Origin of the sequence: Sedimentibacter sp. B4 (genome assembly GCF_000309315.1) — a bacterium.
In the GTDB taxonomy this organism is placed as follows: Bacteria; Bacillota; Clostridia; order Tissierellales; family Sedimentibacteraceae; genus Sedimentibacter; species Sedimentibacter saalensis.
In genome coordinates this window covers 1-202 of record NZ_CANG01000341.1, presented here as the reverse complement: position 1 = coordinate 202, position 202 = coordinate 1, and the positions used below count along the sequence as shown (strand labels likewise).

Here is a 202-nt window from a genome sequence, read left to right as displayed (position 1 = left end):
CCATGCCTCGGTGACCCGACGCCAGCAGGTGTTCGGCTACACCCACGAAGAGCAGCGGATGATCATCGCGCCGATGGCGAACACCGGCGTGGAGCCGATCGGTTCGATGGGTTCGGACACTCCGGTGGCCGTGCTGAGCGACCGTCCGCGGCTCCTGTTCGACTACTTCGCCCAGCTGTTCGCTCAGGTGACCAACCCGCCG

1 protein-coding gene is annotated in these 202 nt (G+C 66.3%); it reads left to right on the top strand.

The window, feature by feature from the left end:
• On the top strand, positions 1-202 hold a 202-nt coding region (locus tag BN358_RS11340; protein WP_157593390.1), incomplete at both ends, for a glutamate synthase central domain-containing protein.